Annotated in this window: 17 protein-coding genes, 1 pseudogene and 1 riboswitch; of the genes and pseudogenes, 9 read left to right on the forward strand and 9 right to left on the reverse strand. The window is 31.3% G+C overall.

Features of this window, described 5'->3' with window-relative positions:
- Position 1: 1 nt before the first annotated feature.
- The 4 genes from BQ7358_RS01570 to BQ7358_RS01585 are packed head-to-tail and all read left to right on the forward strand — an operon-like array spanning position 2 to position 4,088.
- On the forward strand, positions 2-958 hold the full coding sequence (locus BQ7358_RS01570) for a glycosyltransferase family 2 protein (RefSeq protein WP_062172951.1): 957 nt from the start codon (positions 2-4) through the stop codon (positions 956-958).
- Between the two features lie 3 nt (positions 959-961).
- On the forward strand, positions 962-2,497 hold the full coding sequence (locus BQ7358_RS01575) for a hypothetical protein (RefSeq protein ID WP_106388763.1): 1,536 nt from the start codon (positions 962-964) through the stop codon (positions 2,495-2,497).
- 12 nt (positions 2,498-2,509) lie between these two features.
- Complete coding sequence (locus BQ7358_RS01580; RefSeq protein WP_062172952.1) at positions 2,510-3,718, forward strand: leucine-rich repeat domain-containing protein; 1,209 nt, start codon at positions 2,510-2,512, stop codon at positions 3,716-3,718.
- Between the two features lie 13 nt (positions 3,719-3,731).
- On the forward strand, positions 3,732-4,088 hold the full coding sequence (locus BQ7358_RS01585) for a DUF956 family protein (RefSeq protein WP_062172953.1): 357 nt from the start codon (positions 3,732-3,734) through the stop codon (positions 4,086-4,088).
- 303 nt (positions 4,089-4,391) lie between these two features.
- Here the strand turns inward: BQ7358_RS01585 and BQ7358_RS01590 are convergent, their stop codons facing one another.
- The 8 genes from BQ7358_RS01590 to BQ7358_RS01625 form a co-directional block, all read right to left on the reverse strand.
- Positions 4,392-4,964 carry a TetR/AcrR family transcriptional regulator gene (locus BQ7358_RS01590; RefSeq protein ID WP_062172954.1) on the reverse strand — a complete coding sequence of 191 codons (573 nt, stop codon included), beginning with the start codon at positions 4,962-4,964 and terminating at the stop codon, positions 4,392-4,394.
- A 261-nt stretch (positions 4,965-5,225) separates the two neighbouring features.
- Positions 5,226-5,990 carry an ABC transporter ATP-binding protein gene (locus BQ7358_RS01595; RefSeq protein WP_062172955.1) on the reverse strand — a complete coding sequence of 255 codons (765 nt, stop codon included), beginning with the start codon at positions 5,988-5,990 and terminating at the stop codon, positions 5,226-5,228.
- The gene (locus BQ7358_RS01600) at positions 5,990-6,964 is read right to left on the reverse strand and encodes a FecCD family ABC transporter permease (protein WP_062172956.1); all 975 of its coding nucleotides are present in this window, start codon (positions 6,962-6,964) and stop codon (positions 5,990-5,992) included. The genes BQ7358_RS01595 and BQ7358_RS01600 overlap by 1 nt, the downstream gene beginning before the upstream one ends.
- A 115-nt stretch (positions 6,965-7,079) precedes the next feature.
- On the reverse strand, positions 7,080-8,036 hold the full coding sequence (gene isdE, locus BQ7358_RS01605) for a heme ABC transporter substrate-binding protein IsdE (RefSeq protein WP_062172957.1): 957 nt from the start codon (positions 8,034-8,036) through the stop codon (positions 7,080-7,082).
- Positions 8,037-8,050: 14 nt separating this feature from the next.
- Positions 8,051-9,403, reverse strand: coding sequence for a heme-binding Shp domain-containing protein (locus tag BQ7358_RS01610; RefSeq protein ID WP_062172958.1), 1,353 nt, complete (start codon positions 9,401-9,403; stop codon positions 8,051-8,053).
- Positions 9,404-9,529: 126 nt separating this feature from the next.
- Positions 9,530-10,879: a G5 domain-containing protein gene (locus BQ7358_RS01615; RefSeq protein ID WP_062172959.1), complete on the reverse strand. Its 1,350-nt coding sequence runs from the start codon at positions 10,877-10,879 to the stop codon at positions 9,530-9,532.
- Positions 10,880-11,051: 172 nt separating this feature from the next.
- Positions 11,052-12,500: an LPXTG cell wall anchor domain-containing protein gene (locus tag BQ7358_RS01620; RefSeq protein WP_072520136.1), complete on the reverse strand. Its 1,449-nt coding sequence runs from the start codon at positions 12,498-12,500 to the stop codon at positions 11,052-11,054.
- A gap of 1 nt (position 12,501) precedes the next feature.
- A complete protein-coding gene (locus BQ7358_RS01625; protein WP_072520137.1) occupies positions 12,502-13,020 on the reverse strand; it encodes a hypothetical protein in 519 nt (172 codons plus the stop codon).
- Positions 13,021-13,299: 279 nt separating this feature from the next.
- Positions 13,300-13,398: riboswitch (TPP riboswitch) on the forward strand.
- A 103-nt stretch (positions 13,399-13,501) separates the two neighbouring features.
- Here BQ7358_RS01625 and tenA point away from each other — a divergent pair.
- From tenA to thiE, 4 genes are read left to right on the forward strand one after another with little or no spacing between them, the layout of a single operon-like run.
- On the forward strand, positions 13,502-14,182 hold the full coding sequence (gene tenA / locus BQ7358_RS01630; protein WP_072520138.1) for a thiaminase II: 681 nt from the start codon (positions 13,502-13,504) through the stop codon (positions 14,180-14,182).
- On the forward strand, positions 14,182-14,976 hold the full coding sequence (gene thiD / locus BQ7358_RS01635) for a bifunctional hydroxymethylpyrimidine kinase/phosphomethylpyrimidine kinase (protein ID WP_062172962.1): 795 nt from the start codon (positions 14,182-14,184) through the stop codon (positions 14,974-14,976). The genes tenA and thiD overlap by 1 nt, the downstream gene beginning before the upstream one ends.
- 4 nt (positions 14,977-14,980) lie before the next feature.
- Entirely contained in the window at positions 14,981-15,763 is a 783-nt protein-coding gene (thiM, locus tag BQ7358_RS01640; RefSeq protein ID WP_062172963.1) for a hydroxyethylthiazole kinase, read from the forward strand.
- A 1-nt stretch (position 15,764) separates the two neighbouring features.
- Positions 15,765-16,397, forward strand: a complete 633-nt coding sequence (gene thiE, locus BQ7358_RS01645) for a thiamine phosphate synthase (protein WP_062172964.1) — start codon at positions 15,765-15,767, stop codon at positions 16,395-16,397.
- A 95-nt stretch (positions 16,398-16,492) separates the two neighbouring features.
- Here thiE and BQ7358_RS08740 read toward each other — a convergent pair whose 3' ends face one another.
- Positions 16,493-19,795, reverse strand: coding sequence for an LPXTG cell wall anchor domain-containing protein (locus tag BQ7358_RS08740; protein WP_072520139.1), 3,303 nt, complete (start codon positions 19,793-19,795; stop codon positions 16,493-16,495).
- Positions 19,796-20,091: 296 nt separating this feature from the next.
- Here BQ7358_RS08740 and BQ7358_RS01655 point away from each other — a divergent pair.
- Positions 20,092-21,042, forward strand: a pseudogene (locus tag BQ7358_RS01655) (DDE-type integrase/transposase/recombinase); the annotation flags it as partial.
- Positions 21,043-21,456 lie beyond the last annotated feature (414 nt).

A 21,456-nucleotide genomic window follows, 5' to 3' on the forward strand; every position in this document is an offset into this window, starting at 1 on the left:
AATGAAAAAACTATATGTGGTAATACCTTGCTACAATGAAGAAGAGGTATTAAACGAAACGGCAAAACGTTTAGAAATAAAAATGAACACTATGATAGAGGAAAACTTGATTGCCGAAGATAGTCGAGTTGTCTTGGTGAATGACGGTTCAAAAGATAAAACATGGGAAATGATAGAAAAATTACACAAAAATAATCCGTTATTCAGCGGAATAAACTTAAGTCGTAATCGTGGACATCAAAATGCACTTTTAGCCGGACTTATGACGGTAAAAGATTATTGTGATGTGAGTATTTCAATGGATGCGGATCTTCAAGATGATATTGATGCCATGAATAAAATGATAAAAAAATATTATGACGGTTGTGATATTGTTTATGGAGTACGTTCAGCTCGAACAACCGATACATTTTTTAAACGTTTTACAGCAGAAGCCTTTTATCGTATGATGGAAAAATTAGGGGCTAATACGGTGTTTAACCATGCTGACTATCGCTTAATGAGCAAACGTGCTTTGGAAGGTTTGGCAGAATTTAAAGAAGTTAATTTATTTTTACGCGGTATCGTTCCTATGATCGGGTATCCGACAGATGTTGTTACTTATGAACGTGCGGAGCGTTTTGCGGGGGAAAGTAAATATCCGTTGTCAAAAATGCTTGCATTCGCTTTTGAGGGAATTACGTCATTGTCGGTAAAACTAATTCGTTTTATTACAGTCGGTGGAATGTTGATGATTTTTATAGCGGTGATTGTATTTTTCTACACATTATACAGCTATTTTGCAGGTTCTGCACGTCCGGGCTGGTCAAGTACAATGATTTCAATGTGGTTTATCGGAGGGATGATTATGATTTCTCTGGGAATTGTTGGCGAATATGTAGGAAAAATTTATCTTGAAACAAAAGAGCGTCCACGCTTTATTATTGAAAAATTTTTAAACGAAGAAACAAAGGAATAATCTATGAGTAAGGAAATATTATCTAAAATTGCTAATTTTTTAATAAAAGTAATAGCCATTATATTCTTTTTATTAATGGGATTTAATACACTATTAGTTTTAACAAAAACAGCAATATTTCCAAGAGATTATCAAGAAACATTATATTATAAACAAGATAATACTATACTAAATATTATTTTTCTCGTAATATTTAGTATAGTTATCTTAATGTGTACAAAATATCTAAAAAAAATTATTAGTGTAAAGCGTTTGGTACTTATTGTAATGATTTATGCTTTTATAATGAGTATATTATTCGCAATTTTACGACGTGATTATGTACAGTTTGATCCATTTAATGTTATTGATCAAACAAACAACTTTATTCGTGGTAATTATAGTGGGCTTGATAAAGGAAATAATTATTTATATATATACTCACACCAAATAACGACTATTTTTATATTCCAAATAATACTTAATCTTTTTGGAAGAGCAACATTTATTTTGTATATTATGCAAAGTTTTTCGATAAGTTTTATCATAATGATGTTATATAAAATATCTAATATATTATTTGATGATGAAGATACAAATTATCTTGTAGTTATTCTTGGTGCATTGTGTTTTCCTTTAGTTTTTTATGTAGCATTTGTTTATGGTATATTGCCGGGAATGTTTTTAACACTTGTAGCTTATTATTATTTTATAAAGTATACAAAGCAAAAACAATGGTATATGTTGGTTATCAGCTTATTTGCACTTAATCTTTCGATTATTTTGATAGGTAATAATATTATTCATATGTTGGCGATTTTTAGTGTTGCGATGGTGTACTTTATTAAGAAAAAAGACAAAAAGATACCATTATTTATTATTTCATGTCTTTTTGTAATGATAGCAGGTAAAAGTATTATTTATAATTATTACGAGGTGAAATCGCAAAGGGAAATTTCTAGCGGAGTAAATAAAATAACTTGGATTGCTATGGGTATGCAGGAAGGTGAAAGAGAAGCAGGTTGGTGGAATAGATTTAACTATGATATTATGCCGGAAGAAGAATATAATGATGAAAGAATAAAAGAAATCGCAAAAAATTCTATTAAACAAAGATTAAATGTTTTTAAAGAAAATCCTAGTTATGCACTGGATTTTTATAAGAGAAAATATGAAAATCAATTTATAGAACCGACGTTTCAAAGTTTATTGGTGACGGCACCACAGCGTAATTTTGACAGTGAAACACAACTGGAAAAGGTTAAAGATTTTTTTGTTAAACAGATTTACTTTAATGAAACACATAGTTTCTTAAACTTTTTAATGAAGATATTTCAAGTGTTTATTTATATATTCACCTTTGTTTTTTCGGTAGTAATATATAGACGTAAACAGGAAGTATATGCACTTATACCGATAGCATTTGTAGGTGGAACTCTATTCCATATGATTTGGGAAGCGAAGAGCAGATATGTTTTTCCGTATTTTGTTTTTCTTCTACCCTTAGCGGCTTATGGATTAGTTGTCGTTAAAAATAAAATATTAACATATAAAAAATAAAAGAGGAACAAAATGAAAAAAGTAATGTGTAGTGTTTTTATGATTGCAACTTTGAGTTTAATGACTTCACAGTTTAATACAAAAATCGTTTCTGCCGGTGATATTTACGTTCCGTTCGGAAAAAAGGATTTATCAAAGGAAGAAAGTGGACAAATAATAGACTTTGAAGATTTGAATTTAAAAGAATCATTATTGGAATATTATAAATTTCATATTGATAAAAATTATAAAGGAAAAGATATTACTGTAGGAATGATGAAACAATTTACAAGTTTGTCATTACCGTGGATGAATATTTTTTCTTTAAAAGGGTTAGAGTATGCAACAAATTTAAAAACATTGAATCTATCCAATAATTTTATTGAAGATTTATCGCCACTCGAAAATCTTAAAGAAATAGAAGATTTGAATTTAACTAATAATAAAATAAAAGATACAAAAAGTTTGGCACAGCTAAAGAAATTAAAACAACTGTCATTAAGAAAAAATTTAATGAATAATTTAGATTTTCTTAATGAATTAAATGTAGAGTCGCTGGATATTTCAATAAACGGAGCTTTAAAAGATTATGTCCCGAATAACTTAAAACTGGACAATATAAGGAGTTTAAATATTTCAGGAATTGGTTTTGACAATATAACATTTTTAAAAAATGCGAAAAAATTGGAAAGTTTGATTGCAGAAGAAAATTCAATAAAAGATCTAACTCCGCTTGAGAGCTTAAACAATATAAGAATTTTATATTTAGATAGAAATAATATAATAGATATAAGCCCACTAAGAAAACTAGAAAATTTGGAAGAGTTATTGTTATACAAAAACAGTATTGAAGATATAAGAGCATTGTACGGCAAGAAATATTTATATCGTCTAATGCTTAATGATAATTTGGGATTAAAAGATATTTCTCCACTAGCCACCGCAGGTAATTTGGCAAGTTTGGATATTTCCAATACAGCGGTAGAAGAAATAAAACCGTTAAATGATTTGAAATATATTTATTATGTTGCGGTAAAAAATACAAAAATCAGCAATAACGACTTGGAAAAATTTGAAGAACATAACAAAGTTGTTAAAAAGAATAATAATATTGATAAAAAGATCGAAGTTATAAAAACGGAAGCATCAAAGTATTTCAGTATTAAAAATTATATATTTATGTTTATAATAGTATTAATAACACTAACAGGAATACGAAGTTATTGGAGAAAAAATAAATAAAGGAGGTGTTTTTATGGCAATGTCTATAAATACTAAAGTAGTTTACAATACAAAGGCTAATTTTTTATCGGGTGGAATAGGTAATAAACATGGTGATATTTTAGTAGGAGATAAAGCTATAGAATTTTATAATCATCGTAACCCTGAAGACTATATCCAAATACCGTGGGAGCAAATCGAAAGGGTAAGAGCGCAAATATTTTTCAAAGATAAATATATTCGAGGATTTTTTATAGATACTAAAAAAGATGGCAGTTTTAATTTTGTAGTAAAAAATGCCGGAAAATGTCTTAAAGAAATGAGGAAGTTTATCGGCAACGAAAAAATAGTCAGAAACAAGCCTTTAATTTCGTTGAGAAGATTATTTTAAAAAAATAATCAAAAGTAATTTTGGTTGTTCCTTTTGAAAAAGGATAAAATAATTTCAGGATTAGTTCAAGTTAGTTGTGGGGGTTCATATCACTACCTAATTATTGCGGAAATATTTGTAAAATATATATAAGAATATTGACAAAAGAGTAATAAAATGATAATATGTATTTGTACCTACTAGTAGGTACAAATACTTTCTTTTATATAATTTCTAATTTATTCTATGGTTGATTTTATCGAACATAAGAATATTCTACAAGGTTAACCTGATGACAGTCGTTTTATGTGACTGTCATCATTTTTATTTAAGATATTTATTCTTTAGTAAATTCAAATTATCTTTGAAAACATTTATGTCTTGTGTTGCCTTAAGGAGAAGAGTATTTCCTTGAATTACAGCAATAATAAATTTTGCCTCGTTAAAAGCTACATTATAGGTATTAAAACTGTTGTTATTTAATTCCATTAAATTTTTTGCGATTAAATCAGCAAAAGTAAGCAATAAATCACTTAATAAAGTTCTAAAATGTTCTTCTTTAGCAGAAAATTCGACAATTAGATTTCCTATATGGCAACCATGAAATACCGGCTTTCCCGATTCTTGTGCCTTAGAAAACCAATCAATCATATCGCAAAATATTTTATCAGGATTATTGTTGCTCATTAAAATAGGTTTAAAAAGTTTTTGTTCCCACTCAGAAATATTTAACTCAATAATTTTTAAAGCGATATCATGTTTTGATTCGAAATAATGATAAAACTGCCCCTTGCCGACATTAGCAGCTACTAAAATATCATTGACAGAAGTTCCTGCATAACCATTTTCGTAAATAAGATCTCGTGCGGTTATTAAAATTTTCTCTTTCGTATTCATACAATTCCTCTTTTTAAATAGTATATACTATTTTTATTGTAGCAGTAATTTTCAGCGGAGTAAAGTTTAAAGAACTACATTTTTTACAATAAAATATAGTGAGATATAAATAGGAGTGACTTTATAGAATAGTTGAGATTACAACTTTTAAGTCGATCCTTACTCCTTAATTGGGAAATTATTAGATATGAGAAGTAAAAAAATACGTATTTTCTAGGTAAAAATTTTAAAAAACCTAGAGATTTTCTAGGTTTTTAAGTATTACCAGCTAATAACAGTTTTATCTTTAATCTGTATATCAGCATCAAAAATGGTATTTAGCAGCTTTGTATTATAAAATTCACTTGCTTTATCTTGTTTTACTACCATGCCATTATGCAATGCTATAATATTATCACTGTATGTCAACGCTTGGTTAATATCATGAAGCACCATAATAATAGTTATACCGAAACGTGCATTCAACTCTTTTACCAACGTCATAATTGATTTTTGATATTTAATATCAAGAAATGTTGTCGGTTCATCAAGTATTATAATATCGGTGCTTTGAGCAAGGCACATCGCAATATAAACACGTTGTAATTGACCGCCGGATAAAGCATCAACACGTTTATCTTTATAATCGGTAAGATTGGTTTGTTCCAATGCAAAATCAATTTTTTCTATATCTTCCGGTGTTTTTCTGTAGAAAAAGATATTTTGATATGGAAGTCGAGCAAAGCTGACCATGTCATAGACTGTAATTTCTTTAGGAGTTTCATTTTTTTGATAAACTATGGAAAGTGAACTTGCCAATTGTTTTAAAGAATAATTTTTTAATTCTTTGTTTTCCAAGAGAATACTACCACTATGATAAGGAAGATTTTTTGCCAGTATTTTAATTAAAGTGCTTTTACCACAACCATTTTTACCGAGTAGGGTGGTAATTTTTCCTTTTTCAATAGCTAATGACAGATTATTAAAAATCACGGTGTCATTATTATATTTGAATGATAAATTATTAATTTCAATAATATGTTCCATTAGTTAACCCCTCTCTTAACAAGAATAATAAATGCAGGGCCACCAATAATCATCATAATTAGATCCGCAGGGATTTCTACAGGGGCAAACACCACACGTCCTAAAGTATCAAAAAGTAGTAATACAAATGCACCTAAAACAGCACTAAAAGGTATTGTGTAGAGATGATTACGCCCGATAATAATTTTTGCGATATGTGGTACTATAAGTGCTAAAAATACTAAAACACCGGCAACCGCAGTTGCAACAGAGGCAAGTGCTACTGCAACAAATGAAATAAGTAAACGTATATTGTTAATGTTAATTCCGAGTGAAGCAATAATATTGTCATCAAGTGTAAAAATATTACATAGTTTTGCTAAAAACAAACTGATAATTAATAACGCAGGAATCCATATTAAAAGAAGTCGCACATCTTCCCAGTTTTTAGTTCCAAGGGAAACGGTTTTAGCAGCTGATGATGTAGACGGACTTGATTGAGTAATATACTGTATACTACTTAATATTCCTGTAAAGAAATAACTGATAGCAATACCGATAAGAATGATCTTGACATTATTTTTAGTATGACCTGCAAGGTAATAGATAATAATAAATCCAATTATCCCCCCTATAATAGAAAAAACTGTTTTGAACATTAATAATTGGGGAAATAGTCCAATACCAAGATATAAAAATAAGTTAGCTCCGCTGGATACTCCAATAATACTTGGGTCAACGAGCGGATTTTTTAAGACGGTTTGAAGCAGTAAACCACTAACACCGAGAGCCGCTCCCACTAAAATCGTAATAATAATACGGGGAAAACGTACATCTACAATAGCATTAACATTAGCGTATTTGTTATTAAAAATTCCAACAACAAGTTCATAAACACCCGCCTTAATACTACCGCTGTTTGCGGAAACAAATATTGTTGTCAGCAATAACAAGACAAGAACAATAAAAGAGATTATTTTTTTATTACGCAACATAACTTCCTCCTTTCTAAATGCGAATAAATAAAGTTGATTGTAAAAATTTATAAATATATTTAGTGATTATTAGGAAAATCCAGAAGAGGCATATGCTACTTCCGGATTGGTAACATTAATTTCCATAAAATACTTGGTATAAGTTATTAAGACCTTTTTGATAGTCATATGTAGCGGTCATGCCGAATATGGAATTATCAAGGTCAATTACTTTATTATTTTTAACTGCATCGAAGTGTGACCAGCTTTTATTTGTTTCAAATTCCTTTTTGAACATTTCCATTACAGTTTCAGGCATAGCATGTGCCGTACGTAAAATATAGTCCGGTTTTTCATTAAGTGCAGTTTCTAAGTTTAATTGTGTAAATTCTTCAGAGCCTTTAATAATATTTTCTCCACCTGCAAGTTTTACTAAATTACCCACATATGATTTTTCGGTAGCAGCCATGTAACTGCCGGGTAATCCCATTAAAACTAATACTTTAGGTTTCTTTTTGTCGGCTATTTTTTTATTAAACTCTGCAAAAAATGTATCATGTTCTTTTTTTAGTTGGTTAAATTTTTCAGTTTTTCCAAACTCTTTGGCTAAATCTTCTGTTACAGAATATAAACCGCTGACACTACGAATATCAACAAACTTGTATGGAATATTATTTTTTTCAAATCCTTCTTTAATCCAATCTTGTAAACTGTCAGGTGAATAAACGATTGACGGATTTATTGATTTAATTACTTCCATATTCGGATTCATAGGCAAACCGATTTGAACGGTGTTTTCATATCTTTTTGGCATATGACCTAATCTTGTTGTAGGAATACCCGCAAGTTTAATATCAAGAACATCTGCAACTTGACAAAGAGCCACAGAATCCATTACAACACGTTTACCGTTTTCTTCTTCGGATTTTTTATCTTTGTTAACTCCCGTAAGGTCAATAGTTTCATTAAAAGCCTTATCAGCAATATTTGGTTCATCTCCGGTTGTGTTAGCGTTCTTGTTGGAAGAACAAGCAGTTAAAATCAGTGAAAAACTCAAAAGAATCGTTAATAATAGTGATAATTTTTTTTTCATATTTTTATGACCTCTTATTCGTTTTCTTCTTTGATTTCTTCGGTAGGGTTTTCGGTAACTACATTATTTTTACGTTTTTTAACGCCAATGAAGATGCCGGCGATTAGTACAAGAACAACAGCACCGCCGCCAAGGTAGTACGGTAGGTAATTTTTTTCTTTTATTACTTCCATATCAAGATTACCGTTTCCGTTTTGAATGGTATCGGTATTTACTTCAACGAAAAATCTAACCGGACGATTCATAGGTTCTACATACATTTGAACCATCGCTAAGAAGTTTTCATTCGGTACTTCAAAACGATAGTCAACATAGCTGTCTTTATATTGTTCAATATTAACTTTTGTTTCGGTGGCTGTAACTTGTTTAAATTCTCCGTCTTTTTGCAATACTTTAATAAAAGGTCCTTGCTCTTTACTACGTTGAACCCAGTTCATTAAGTGAATTCTAACGGTAGCATATAATTTTCCATCTTTAGTTCGTTGTAATAAGGCTTTAGACCAACGTTTTTCTCCACCCGCTTTTTGATTTTTAAGAGCATCGTTTAAGTTCCCGCCGGAATTAACGGGAGATATAACTCCTTGAACCATACCTTCACCGATTGCGGCATTTTTAGTTCCGCCGTCAGCGGTAATTCCGGTTAATGGGCTTAGGTAAGAGCCTGTTATATCAAGGTTATAAACACCGGTGTTTTTAGTTTTTTGATCTTCTTTAAAGTAATCTTCTAATTTCTTAGTAACAAACCCTTCCGGTGCTTTATTTTCATCTTTTTTCTCAGTATCTTTGTTTTCTTCTTTTTTATTCTTATCTTTATCGGCATTACCGTCTTCAGTACCTGAAACCAGTTTTGCAGCTGACCAGTTAAATTTTATAATAGCATTTTGAGAAGCGTCGCCACCCATAATTTTATTCATAGCATCAACAGAAACTCTAACTCCGACTTTATCGGGTTTAGCAGTTCCAAAGTCAAAACTTAAATTGCTAGGGTAGGTACTGGTTCCACCGTCAAGGTTAGTATCGTTATAGGTGCTTACGACAGAAGCCGGAGTTAATTTACCGGAAAAAATCGGTGATGAATAAATGCTTAATGATAGTAAATGACCGTGCATATTATTAAAATCCATCGGAACGAATTGAACGGTAATTGATGAGGTGTTATTATCGTGAACCTTAACGGTAGCATGTGTAGCTAATGCCTTATTTCCCATCGATAAACGCCCGGTATTTTCAGAATGCCATAGCTCAATCGGAACATTATAAACTTTATCTGCAGCTTGTACTTTATGATTTAACTGAACATTACTTGATGTTACAATAAACGCTAAAGTAGTAATTGTTATTGCAACAAATTTCAATATTTTTTTCATTATTATTACTCACTTTCTAAATAAATATATCTTTTCAAAAATAAAAAGCGGGAATAAATTTTCCCGCTTTTAGAGTTAGTAGTAACATGCCAAAATAAGAGCGGGGCTACTAACTATATTTAATTATTATTTTTGTTTTCTTCTACCAAGTAAAACAGCACCCATTAATGTAATAGCACCTGCTAATAGAGAAGAAGACGTTTCTAAACCGGTTCTAGGTAGTATGCTGTTATCAACTCGACCACCATTATCTGATGGACCGCCGATACCACCATCAACCTTAGGAGTTGAACTTGTAGGGACTGTACGCTCATCTAATTTAGCTTTACTCCAATCAAATGTAAGAATAGCTTTTTTACGACCGCCTCCCGGCATAATTTTTTCCATGGTATTAACAAAGACTTCAACTTCTACTTTGTCCAGTTTTTTAGTGCTAGTGAAAACAGCTTGTTTAGGGTGAAGAAGTCCCGGTATTTTTACTTCATACAAGTCAACTTTTTTACCGTTAACCCAAAAAGCACTAACACCGTCTGTTTGACCTAAGAAAGTAATATCCTTCATAGTTATAACATAATTATATACACCATTTTCTTGATAAACAAAAGCATCTACCATAGCAGCATGCCCCATAGATAATTTGTTGTTTTCATAATAATTAAGTAACTTTATAGGTACAACGTATCCAGATTTAACAACTGTTTGTTGAATTTGATTATTTTGTTGTACAACTTTTGTACCGACTTCAATTACTTCGTCAACAGGTTGTTGCGTAATGGATTCTGATTTAACAGTTTTTGTTTGAGTACCGTCAGCTTTAGTAACTACTGTATAGACAACAGTTTTAACACCTTTTTTACCCGGTGTTTTGACTTTTTCAGTTCCTTTTTCAAGATTAGGATTTTCTACTTTTGTAGTTTTATATGGAATTTCTTCAGTTTTTGTTTCTTCAGAAGTAAGATCATTTATTGAAGAAGGGACTTTTGAAGTATCAAAAGTGAGTTTTGCTTTTTGACGACCGGCACCCGGCATAATTTGTTCCATAGCATTAACAAATACTTCTACATCAAAAGAATCTTTAAGTGCAGGACTCATAAATTCCACTTGAACAGGATTTTTAACATTAGGATCCGGATAAGTTATAGATTTAAGAGGTATTTTTTTTCCTTCAACCCAGAATTTTCTGATTCCGTCACTCATTCCTAAAAATGTGATATCTTTTAGTATTACAGTATATTTGAATTGATTACCTATTTTTTGTACGGTAGCTTTTACCATTGCAGCGTTACCCATAGATAGCTTATTAGGTGTATAATAGTTCATCAGTTTAACAGGAATATCATACACAGCTGAACTAGGTGTATTTTCAGCAGCTGTTGCTACTTTTGCAGGTATTTGCACATTAGAAAGTTCGGTCACTGATAATGTGGATACAATAACAGCGGCAGAAAAAACTTTTAATAGATTATTTTTTTTCATATCTATTATCTCCTTTTATTTTTTATATTTTATTTAACTTAACTATTATTATAGTATAAAAATAACAAAAAATAAAGTAGTAAATGATAATCATTATTAATTCTTTTAGTATCTTTAACTTAAAAAATATTAGAGTAATGTAAAACCTACACTACTCTAATAAAATTATTTACTACTTATTAATTTTTCTGCGAAAAATTAATGCAGAAAGAAGAGTTAAGAAACCAAGTCCGCTAAAGGTAGCGGTTGCAATACCGGTATTAGGTAATACTTTTTTATTATTTGAAATATTACCGACAGAACTTTGATTATTTAAGTTATTGCTACCAAGTTGAGAAGTTTTATCTGTTTTATTTTTATCTTTTTCTTTAATAGAAGTTTCTTGTTCAACTTTTTTATTATCTTCTTTAGTATTATTTTCTTGTTTATCTTCTTCTTTAGGCAGTTTGTTTTTATCTTTAATGCCGGGTTCTTGTTCTTTTGGAAGTTTATTATCTTCTTTGTTATTAGGAACTTGCTCTTTAGTTAAAGGAGTAGCTTTAGACCAGTCGAACGATAGACGTGCCGGCGTATTTGCATGGAATAATTTTCCACCGACAGAAATATCCATAGTGACAGGTGCAGTGGTTAATTTTTCAGAGCTGGTGAAATGATATTGTTTTTCATGGTCATTACCACCAAGGTCTTTTACTTCCGCCTCTTTACCGTTAACTGTAAGACGACTTACATTACCTACAATAGGTCCTACATGTAAGTCTTTAAATGTTACGTAGTAGTGATATGTATCACCGATTTTTTCAACACGAGTTTTTTCACTAACTAAGGCCGGATTTCCCATAGAAAGATTATCGGTATTGGCATTAAGAAGTTTAGCCGGAACGCTATTATAAGGACTGTCAGCTTTTTCTACCATCGGGAAGTTTAAAGCCAAAGTAGTTTCCGTCGTTCTATCTTCATAACGAGGTTTTGCACCGGCTTTTACCCTTACATTAACGATAACATCCAGCTGAATTTTGTCCAATAAACTATCGGTAATAATTTTACCCTCATATAATTTAGTGGTTGAATCTATTTCAGTAAGTGTTATTTCCTTACCTTTATAATAAATTTTAGAAAGGGTAAACGGTTTGTTACGAAGCAACATATTAGACGATGTTCCCTCTTTTACTTGGATAGTATATTGATATTTGTTGCCAATTTTTTCAACTTTTACATCTTTAACAAAAGCGTTAGAATAAATAGAAGAATCATCACGATTTCTCCCGTTAAGTTCTCCTTTTACTGTGGTCGGGAAAGTATTAGGCACTTTATTAGCCTCAGCTTCGTGGTCTTCGGCAATAGGTTTAGCCGGGGTAGGTTCTTCTTTAGGTTTTTCCGGTTTTACAGGTTTAGTAGGTTTTGGAGTAATCGGTTCAGTAGAACCATCTTTTTCAACGATAGGTCTGTCTTCCCATTTACGAGCAGTTTCGTAATACAGTTGCAATGTGACAAAGTGAGACATATCACGTCCGTCGGGATATTTAGAAGTACCGTCTAATTGAATTTTATCCAATAATTTATCTGATGTAATAGATGCTTCTTTAATACGTTGTTTTTCGCTTAATGTTTTTAATTCCAGCACCTTATCTTGATATAATTTTACTTAATTCAAAATTGTAAAATTCTCCGCCGACGTCGGTAATTCCCGGTTTAATTCTAAACGTATATTTATATTTATTACCGATTTTTTCGACTTTAACATTGTTATCTAATGCCGGTTCATATAGTGACGGTTCATCATTATTGTTTGCATTTCTTAGATGCCCTTGGACATTAAGTGGAAATTCTTTTTTTACAGTTTTTGAATCAACCTCTCTGTCTTTATTCGGGTTTTTATATGTAGCAGCCTCGTAGTTGTCAGCTGTAACTTTTTTACCTCCATCATTTTTTAAGTTTTTACCATCTTGTTTAGTGGTAGTCGAAGTAGTAGCGGTAGTTTGTACTTTCGGAGTGGTGTTGGGTGTGCTTACTCCTGTTGTAGCATGAATAGCACTATCTTCCGCAGCGTATGCAAGTTCGTCCTGATTGTAGGCTTCTATGGCTGCTATTGCAGAGAAAATTGCCGTAGCAGAAAGAACTTTTAATAATGTGTTGTTTTTCATATTGATAAATCTCCTTATTTATATGTAATCGATTTTTTAAAAATCGCTAAGCAATATTATATTATAAAATCTGTAAAAAATAAAGAAGAAAATGATAATCATTCTTAATTTATTTAAAAAAATATATAATTTCAGTAAAATATAAGGTTATTATCTTTGTTTTATTATAAAAATAAAGATAATTTTCAATGATTTAAGTGATATATAAAAATAAATAAAACGATTGCATTAAGATTGACATTTTTAAAAAAGTCTGTTACGATAGGGTGGTAAATTAAATATAAGCACTAGGGGTGCCTTTAGGCTGAGATAACAAATGTTAGACCCTTTGACCTGAACTAGATAATGCTAGCGTAGGAAATGTGATAAAAATTTGTCTTTTTATGTAAATATTAATACACTTTTTAACTCCCATGCACTACGTTTGGGAGTTTTTTAGGTTGTGTTTATAATCAAATAAAATACTGAGGGGGATATATTGATGAAACAAATTACAGATATAATGGAAGAAAAGGCACTACCGATTATTGATAAAATTTATTATGACGGCTTTATTCAAGGATTAATTCATGCTGATTTATCAGAGGAAGCAGTTGTTCATTATTTAAAAGCGGATGCGTTGTATTTAGCTAATTTTAGCGATATTTACGCATTATTACTGGCAAAAAGTGATAATAAAGATGAAAAAAATTTCTTTTTAAGTCAAATAAATTTTGTTTTAAATGAAGAAATTGCCGCTCATAAAAACTTAGCCGATTATATAGGACGTGATTACAATGAAATTATTAAAGGTGGTGAGTGGTATCCGTCGGCTGATCATTATATAAAGCATATGTATTATAATGCCTATGCTTTCGGTATGGCAGAAACACTTAGTGCTATGGCACCGTGCCCATGGATTTATGCGAAAATAGCAGAGAAAATTTTGGCAGAAAATAAATTGGCAGATGATCACCCGTTAAAATTTTGGGTTGAGTTCTATGCCGGAGATTTGGCAAAAGATTGTTTACATTGGTATTATAGAATAATTAATCGTTTAGCTGAGCATATGTCTATTGCTGATAGGAAACGACTTATTAAAAATTTTTTGGAAAGTTGCGAACATGAAAGAAAATTCTTTAATATGGCATATACACAAGAATGTTGGGAGTTGAAAGAATAATGAGTAAGTTAAATATTGCGTTGACGATAGCCGGCACAGACCCGACAGGAGGAGCGGGTATTATGGCAGATTTGAAAACATTTCAGGCACGTGGTGTCTATGGTATGGCGGTAGTAACCAGTGTTGTTGCCCAAAATACTTTGGGTGTTCAATATATTCAACATCTGAATTTGGAAACGATAGAAGCACAGTTGAACAGCGTATTTAACGATATAGCACCCCACGCTATTAAAACCGGAATGATAGCTAATGCTGATATGATGAGATTAATAAAACGATATATACCGAAAAATCATCTGTACGTAGTTGATCCGGTTATGGTAGCCACAAGTGGAGATAAACTTATAGATGATAAAGCAAGAAGAAATTTAAAACAAGAAATTTTACCTTTAGCTACGGTTATTACACCGAATATTCCGGAGACAGAAGAAATAGTAAATTTTGAAATAATAACGGAGTCGGATATTAATAAAGCAGGAAAATTTATTATATCGGAAGTGGGATGTCAGTCGGTTGTTATTAAAGGCGGTCATCTTACAGGTAATGCTACGGATTATTTGTTTACCAAAGACGGTTCACGTCATATATTTTTAAGCGAACGTGTAAATACACGTCATACACATGGGACAGGTTGTACATTTTCTGCGGTCATTACAGCGGAGTTGGCAAAAGGGCGTGATTTGGTTGAAGCGGTGGCAACAGCTAAAAAATTTATATCAACGGCGATATCCGAAGCACCGGGGATAGGGCATGGGAATGGACCCGTTAACCATTTGGCATACAAGGGAGAATAATATAATGAGTAGTATAAAATTAATAAAAGAAAAATCTCCGTTGGTTATTTGTATTACTAATGACGTTGTGAAAAATTTCACAGCAAACGGATTGGTAGCACTCGGAGCATCACCGGCAATGAGTGAGTATAAAGATGATTTGGAAGATTTATTACGTTATGCGAGTGGATTATTTATTAATATCGGTACATTAACCGATGAGAATTGGCAACTTTACAAAGATGCGTTAACGATTGCCGAGCGTTATAAAGTACCGGCGGTGCTTGATCCGGTTGCTTGCGGAGCGAGTGCTTACCGTAAAAGAGTGGTTAATGATTTAATTAGTAATCATAAATTAGCCGTAATACGTGGTAATGCGGGAGAAATCGGCAGTTTAGTAGGAATGAATATAGAATCAAAAGGCGTTGACAGTGCAACGGTAGATAATGTAGCGGAGCTAGCGTTATTGGCGAACAAAAAATATAATATTCCGATAGTAGTGACGGGCAAAGTAGATGCGATAGCGGTAAATGGCGAAGTTCGTACTATATATAATGGTAGTGCAATGATGCCTAAGGTTATAGGAACGGGTTGTCTTTTAGGTGCGGTATTGGCAAGTTTTATCGGAGTAGACGAAGATAATCTGTTAGTTGCTTTGGAAACCGCTTTGCTGACATATAATATTGCCGGAGAAATTGCGGAAAAAATGCCACGTGCAGACTTACCGGGTACGTATAAAGTAGAATTTATTAACGCTTTATATACGGTAGCGGACGAAGATATAGCACATTATAAAAGGGTGAAATAGTATGTTTAATAGACAAGTTTTACGATTGTATTTTATTTGCGGAACGACTACTTGTGATAATAAATATCTACCTGATGTTGTTGAAGAGGCACTTAAAGGTGGTATAACAATGTTTCAATTTCGTGAAAAGGGTATGGGAGCATTAAAAGGTGATAAAAAAGAACAAATGGCACGAACGATCCAAAACCTATGTAAGCAATACAATGTACCATTTATTATTAATGATGATGTTGATTTAGCAATAAAGCTTCAAGCAGATGGTGTCCATGTCGGTCAGGAGGATATTGATGTAGAAAAAATTCGCAAATTACTTCCAAAGGCAATTATCGGGTTGTCAGTAGGGAATACCGTAGAGTATAAAAATTCAAAACTAGCCTATGTTGATTACATTGGAGTGGGACCTGTCTTTTCAACAATATCCAAAAATGATGCAGGTAGTGCAATAGGATATACCGGCTTAAACAAAGTAAAAGAATTGGCAAAAGATTTGCCAATCGTCGCAATAGGCGGTATTAATATACAACATATTAAAGATATTATAGACATTGGGATAGATGGTGTATCAATTATTTCTGCCATTTCCTATGCAGGTAATATAGAAGAAACCGTTAAAACCATGATAAAACAATTATAAAAAGCCTCCAAAGGAAATCACTTTTTTGAAGACGATTCGCAAAGTGATAAAAAGGATATACACTAAATTAATAGTGGTATATCCTTTTTTAGTAATTATTTATTATTTTTTCTACGAAGAACCAAAGCGAAAAGCAGTGTCAAGAAACCTAAGCCGGCAGTGGCTGTAGCATGAATACCGGTACTAGGTAATTTTTTACCGTTATCGGTAGGTTTATTGTTATTATTGTTATTATTGTTATTGTTGTTATTGTTGTTATTGTTGTTATTGTTGTTATTGTTGTTATTGTTGTTATTGTTGTTATTGTTATTATTGTTGTTATTGTTATTATTGTTATTATTGTTGTTATCGCCGGATTTATTTTCTTCGTTTTGTTTTTTCGCATCTTCTAAGATTTTATTAGCTGAATTAATATCTTTTGCATCATTTAATTGTTTAACAAATTTTTCTTTTTGTTCTTTAGTTAAATCAGGTAATTTTTCAATCTCAGTTTTTGCATTTTCAACGGCTTCTTTTAGTTTTTTTGCTGCCATTTCTTCGTCATTTGGCGCTTCAGGACGATTAATGGTGGTAGAGAAAACTAATTTTGCCTCCGGTCTTGAAGTTCCCATTCCGTCATTAGGTACACGAACATCATAGCTGGTTTTTACATCTTTTTCTAATTCAACAAGCAATTTTTTATTAAAGTTACCGATTTCTCCGGTTAGCGAATTAAGATCATCGTATTTATTAACGACATGATATGGTAGTTTTTCTCCATCAAGTTGGTCTTTAAAAATATCAAAATCTAATAAATGAGCATGTACTGAACCGAAAATCATAGTTTTTAAATCAATATCCAAGTAAGTTTTAGTTGGAGTGAAGATTAATTTTCCTTTGTTAACAAATACATTATTTGCCATTGAAGTTTCTTCCGGGCGATGGAATTTTTTAATAGCGAACTCAACATCTTGAGTAGGGTACTTGTACTCTAATGTATTTAATGCGGTTTGCAAGTCTTTTAGGTTTTTAGATAGTGCTTCGGTATCTGTTAATGAATTATTTACACGTGTTTTTAACTCATTTAAAGAAGAAAGTTTTTCAGGTGTTAATAATTGTTTTAAAATATCAGAATCAACAATATCACTTAGAGTTTTAGCATTTTTTTGTAAGTATTTTATATCTGTTGTTTTTTCAGATTTTAAAATTTTTATATTTTTATCCATGTTTTCCAGATGAAGAAGAACAGCGTTTAATGTAAAACTATTTTTTTTAATTTTTTTCTTAACTTTTTGCAATTCAGCTTCTAAATTAGATTTTGCAGTAGAAATGCTGGTAGTTTCAGCAAGAATTTTTTCCGCTTCTTCAGCTTTTTCTTTAAGTTCCGCGACTTTTTCTTCAGTTAATGCTTTTGTATCTTTTTCAGCGATAACAAAGTATGCTTCATCGCTGTTAACATTGAATTGCAAAGTAGATTTAGAAACTGTTGCTGTTGTCGGAACCGGACGAAGAATACCGTTTTCATAGATATAAGCATGAGTATTAGTTGTTGCTTTATAATTCTCCAGTTTTAAAGTAAAGATTGGGTTTTCATCAATATTCCAACCGTTTTTGGTAGTAGGAGTAAATTTAGAACCATCTTTTTTAGTAATATTTAATTTTAAAGTTTTAGCATTTTTTAAGCCTAGTTCATTAATCTTGCTGTCCAGTGTTTTATTTATTATTTCTTCAGAAATAGGAGTAGCTTCAAGACGTGCGTTTTCATCAAGTAAGAATTTTCTGTCAGAAGATAATGTAGCTTTGTACTTGGTACCATCCATGTCAACGGTAGTTTCTGTTTTGTCAAGTGTTTCTTTGTCAAAAGGTAATACGTAAGTTTTTGTTTCACTACTTTCTTTACCGTCTTCACTAAATGCTTTTACTTTTAATGTTAAGTTTCCACCGGTAGTTGGTACTTTAGAACCTTCTTCAAAAGGATCTATGTTTAAGTTGTAGTAAAATTCCGGTTTATGTGGATTTGCATTAGCGAAACGTGCTACGGCATCTCGTGATGAAAATGTCGGTTCGCTGCCATCTAAGGTATATTTTAAATAACGAGTTTTAGTATTCACAAGACTAGGTCGTTCAAATGCAGCTTCTAATGAGAAGAAGTAGTTATTAGCTAATTTGAATTTATCGCCATTAATACCGTTATATGGTGAATAATCAACACCATCTTTAGAAAAATCGAATTCTTGTTTAGGGTCACCGGCTTTTTTAACGGTAGTTCCATGTACTACAGGTTTAAGAGAAAATAGTTTAGGAGCATCTACTTTAGGGGATTTGTTGATATTAACATTTTTATCGTCCCAAGTGACGGTTCCGTATTTTCTGAATATACCTGCCGGATATTGAAAATCACCGTAAACAAAAACTTCTTTTTTACCGGTAACGGGGATTTTAGCTTGAGAAATTTCAAAAACGGATTCGGAAGTTTTTAAAGTTTGAATTACTTTTACCTCTGTAGGAGTTTTTAAATCAGAGTCTTTAGCATTTTCAATAGCTTTATCCGCATATTTAATATTTTGAAGACCGTTGTTATTTTTTCCTTCACCTATTTTACTATAATAGGTAAGAACTAAGTATTCTTGTCCATTTTCTTGAACTAATTTTCCGATAGTATCAACATTTTTTCTAACTACAGGAGATACTATAGTATCATCTTTAACATGAATGTTAACATATCGTTCAACAGGTTTCGGATCTTCTGTTACTTTAATTACTTTAAGTGTACTAAAATCATGATTTAGTATAATGTTTTGTGTTCCAAGACCCTCGCTAATAGAATCCATAACAGGGACGTAGACCTGACCGAAAGCAATTAATTTATTGTCGGCAGTTATTTTATTTTTATCAACAGGATATTCTACTGTTTTAGGATAAGCAGTTCGAGAAGGATAGTGTTTTTTATAAGTATCGAAAAAGTCATCTTTTTCGTTAGTGTTATAGTTTTCTACTATTGTTGCTTCTTTAAATTCATTATCAGCGATTTTCATTCTATCAGCATAAGATTTATCACCGCTGTAATATTTTAAATCACCTAAGTAACCTCTGAATTTTTGACTTCCCATACCATGTTCAATCGGTTGGAAAGAAAGTCTTATAAAATATTGCCCGTTTCTAACAATAAGACGTGTGTTTTCTCTTTTTACAGCACCGTCTGCCATCGATGCCGCTTTTCCATTGCTGAAATTTAAGATTTTCACATCAAATGAGTATTCCCCGTCTTTTAGATTTTTAATATCTAAAGTTTTGTTGGTAGCGGCAGTTTTATCGGTAGCATTTGCTACGTTATTATGATTGAGTGTCGTATAAGGTGCACTTATACCGGTTGTTACAACTCCTGCCAGCAACAACGTAAATAAATTATTTTTTTTCATTAAGATAACCTCTCTTAGTATATTTATTGTTTAAAACTTTATTGTGTGTTTTTTTAAATAATCTCTAAAGAAATCACGATAAAGATAATCGTTATCAATAGGTGTTTAAAAAAAATACACAACTAGGTTGCTCACTAAATATATTACCATGACTTACAGAAAAATACAAATAAAAACTTAAAATAAACTTAAAAATAATGTAGTGTTACAATAGATGTGAGACATATAATAAAAAAAAGAAGAGTAAATCCTGTATAATGAAGTTACCTACAAATCAAAAAAAGGAATTTACTCTTATGAAAACTATTATAACAGAAAATATAGAAAAAACACAACGATATATACCTCATACTTTACAAACAAGAATAGCTGCAGTTAAAACTTATAGAAATGGTAACTCTATCCGCTTTATTTGTAGGCGCTATAAAATATCAAAAGCCTCTCTTTTGCGTTGGAATAAAAAATATGACGGTACTAAAGAGTCTCTTATAGATAAGTCTCATAGACCTCATTCTATTCACCCTAACGCCCATACAGTTGAAGAATTGTCTTGGATTAAAAATCTTATTAAACGTAATCCTAATATTTCTATGATTGAATTATATGCTAAACTTAAATTCAACAAAGGTTATAAAAGACATCCTTGTTCTTTATTTAGAGTACTTAGAAAATTAGGCTTTTATAAAGATACTAAGAAAAAAGTAATTCCTTATAAACCTAAACCTTATGACACACCTACTGAAATTGGTAAAAAATGGCAACTTGATGTGAAATATGTTCCTAAACGTTGTTATGTAGGAGAAATTCCTGATAAATTTTATCAATATACTATCATTGATGAAGCTACTAGGGAAAGATTTATTTTCCCTTTTAAAGAACAATCATCATACTCTACTGTTCAATTTGTTAAAATGGCTATTGATTATTTTGGGTATAAACCCAAGATAATTCAAACTGATAATGGTTTTGAATTTACGCATTTTAAAGATACTAAACGAATACACCCTTTTGATGTATTGTGTAATAATCTTGGCATTAAACATCAACTTATTAGACCTAGAACTCCTAGACATAACGGTAAGGTTGAACGTAGTCATAGAAATGATAATGAACGTTTTTACAGGCATTTATCTTTCTTTTCGTATGATGATCTTATATCTCAGATGAAAAAGTATCTATATCGCTCTAACCGTCTTCCTATGCAGACTTTAAATTGGCTTTCTCCTGTTGAAAAAAGAAAAGAGCTACGGAAAGAGTCTATAAAAATATGCCGGCTTTATAATTCCTTGTTAGATAATAGATTTCACAACTTATTTGTCAAGGACAAGGGCTACGCCTTTTTCAAATCCTTGACAAATAAGTTTTAGAAATCTGAAATGTTCTCTAAGGAATTAAAGCTGGCAAATCTAATCAAATAATGTAATTTACGTCGGGGGCTTCATACGGTTTACATAGAAGCTAGCTTCTATGTAATTCTATTATATCCAGTATTTATTTTTTACTTTTTTGTCTCACATCATTTACAAATGTACAAAACTTAAAATAAACTTAAAAATAACTGTGGAGTTACAGTAAATGTAAAACAAAAAAGTAAATCATATTATGAAATAAATTTATAGAGTTTATTTTATATTATTGAAAATTTATATATAGAAAAATAT

Origin of the sequence: Gemella massiliensis, assembly GCF_900120125.1 — a bacterium.
GTDB lineage: Bacteria > Bacillota > Bacilli > Staphylococcales > Gemellaceae > Gemella > Gemella massiliensis.